Consider the following 2,120-nt stretch of genomic DNA (forward strand, 5'->3'; position numbering starts at 1 on the left):
TTTCATCCCGACACTCGCCTTCGGCAGAGTGCGGGGCTTTCACGGAGAAGCTAAAAGTACGAGTCAATCTTCATGCGACCCGTCGTTTTCAGCCAGTTTTGCGCCTCAATGTAGTTATTTGGGGCTAAGCGAATCGCCCGCTGCCAGTACTCCGCCGCCTGGTCATAGAAAGCATCGGCGTCATTACTTTGTCCGGCCTGTTCCGCTTGCTCGCCCAGGTAGTGATAGATAACCGCAATGTTATTGAGCGCCTGGGTCATTCGGGGATTGTCATCGAGTGCTTGATGATAGTAGTCCAAAGCGCGATCGTGCTCACCATTGCTGGCGTGAATTAACCCCATGTTGTATAGCACAAAACTGCGATCGTAGGGATCTTCTTCCAAGCGCAGTGCTTCTTCGTAGTTGGCTAAGGCTTCGGCATACTCACCATCTGCCTGAGCCGACATCCCATCTCGGTAGTAAGCAAAGGCTTCCTTCGCAGTCTTATTCGTTGGCAGCATTTTCAGAATCAGATCTGCCATGACAGTAAAGGACTTATCAATAAAGTTATCGTTTCGCTGGGTTCTGGGCATAACAGCCTCGGATGCTAGTTCGCAATTTTTACCTTAAAACAAAATGCGCCGGAGTCAACGCAGATATTTACAATGTAACGTCCCCTCTACCCCTTTGGCGCAGCAGTGCGGTAGGGGGTCAGCACTATTTCGGTGCGATCGCCCGGTCGAGGGGTTAAAAATCGTGTTTCAGGGCAAGCGTCAGCAAGCTGCGCCCGCACGGTGTCCGCCCCACCCGCTCTGTTAAGAATCTGGGCAAGCAACCCTGTATACTGCACATTGCCCCCTTCCGTCGTGGGCAGCATCACTTGAGGCCGCACCCGCTTTGCCAAATCCACCGCTGTTTGATAGCCCTGGATAATGGGCCCCGCCATCGGAACCGTGAGGTCAGCGACCGGGGTAATCACCACATCAATGGGCGCAAAGGCGTCGAGGGAATCATCGGGAAAGCCGTGGGGTTCGTAATACAAAGTCAGCCCCGTGGCTAAGTCGGTCAGGATGTAGGCATTCTCGGTTAGGAAGGGGCCAATGGCCGCACCGGGAACGGCTCGAATTCCAATGGTATTGTTGAGCTGAAAACCTTTACCAGCGGGTAATGGGGTCACTTGGGCATATCCCAACTTGGTGACGACTTCGGCTGCATTGGGGGAGGCGACCACGGGAATTTGCCGATCCATCTGGCGTAGCGTTTCGGGGTGGGCGTGATCGGGTAATCCCTGGGATAGCAGAATAAGGTCGATATCCCCTGGAATAGGGTGAGGGTGAGGATTTTTACCTTCAAAGAACCAGGGAGCCTTCAGAAATACTAGGTCTCCCACTAGCCAAGGATCAACGAGAATTCGCCTACCGTTGATTTCCCAAAGCCAAGAGTTGTTGTCTAGCCAGGTTAGGTACATATCGAAGTCAGAAGGTGTGGGAATAGTCTGTCTTTATCCTAAAGGGTTATTCTGCTTGAATGGAATCGAGATGGGCAGGAGTGGGCGATCGCCCGTCACCCAAGCAGTCGTAAAAATTTCATTACGGATGCTCGTGGAGTGAAACAGGGGGTGCTATCGTAACTAAACATGAGCGATCGCGGGTGTAGTTCAGTGGTAGAACGTCAGCTTCCCAAGCTGAATGTCGTGGGTTCGAGTCCCATCATCCGCTTCGTTGCCACCTGTTACATTTGCTGGCGTTGAATCAGATGCCGAAAGAGCCCCTCCTCGCTTGCTAATTTCTTAAAGTCGCCACTCTGCACCACTCTGCACCACCCGTCCTTTTTCTAGTACTTGAAGATGTATCTGAACTTTCTTCAGATAACCATGTTTCCACAGGTGCAGTATCCGTTTGCGCAATCGCTATTGCGGAGAGAAGCAGCCCTGATCCATCAAAAGCCAGACCAGAGAGGATTAATAGGAAACTCAACTTCCGATTGAATACTGTGACCGTAGGGAGAACGCGTCAGTATTACTAAGTAGGTGACCCAGCCCTTTCAAGGTACTGTTTTATCTTCTTTAGATTTCGCTTCACTCAGCAATCGAGCAGTGGAGACGTGAGGTTTATCTTTTTGGCGTTTGGGTTTGGGGACTT

At 51.5% G+C, this 2,120-nt stretch carries 2 protein-coding genes and 1 tRNA gene; 1 reads left to right on the plus strand and 2 read right to left on the minus strand.

Features of this window, described 5'->3' with window-relative positions; genetic code table 11:
• Positions 1-50: 50 nt before the first annotated feature.
• Together IGR76_16850 and IGR76_16855 are read right to left on the minus strand one after the other, a co-directional pair.
• The gene (locus IGR76_16850) at positions 51-572 is read right to left on the minus strand and encodes a photosystem I assembly protein Ycf3 (GenBank protein MBF2080133.1); all 522 of its coding nucleotides are present in this window, start codon (positions 570-572) and stop codon (positions 51-53) included.
• Between the two features lie 86 nt (positions 573-658).
• The gene (locus IGR76_16855) at positions 659-1,447 is read right to left on the minus strand and encodes an MBL fold metallo-hydrolase (protein ID MBF2080134.1); all 789 of its coding nucleotides are present in this window, start codon (positions 1,445-1,447) and stop codon (positions 659-661) included.
• Positions 1,448-1,625: 178 nt separating this feature from the next.
• Here IGR76_16855 and IGR76_16860 point away from each other — a divergent pair.
• A tRNA-Gly gene (locus IGR76_16860) sits at positions 1,626-1,697 on the plus strand.
• Positions 1,698-2,120 lie beyond the last annotated feature (423 nt).

The sequence above is a fragment of the Synechococcales cyanobacterium T60_A2020_003 genome (genome assembly GCA_015272205.1).
Taxonomy (GTDB): domain Bacteria; phylum Cyanobacteriota; class Cyanobacteriia; order RECH01; family RECH01; genus JACYMB01.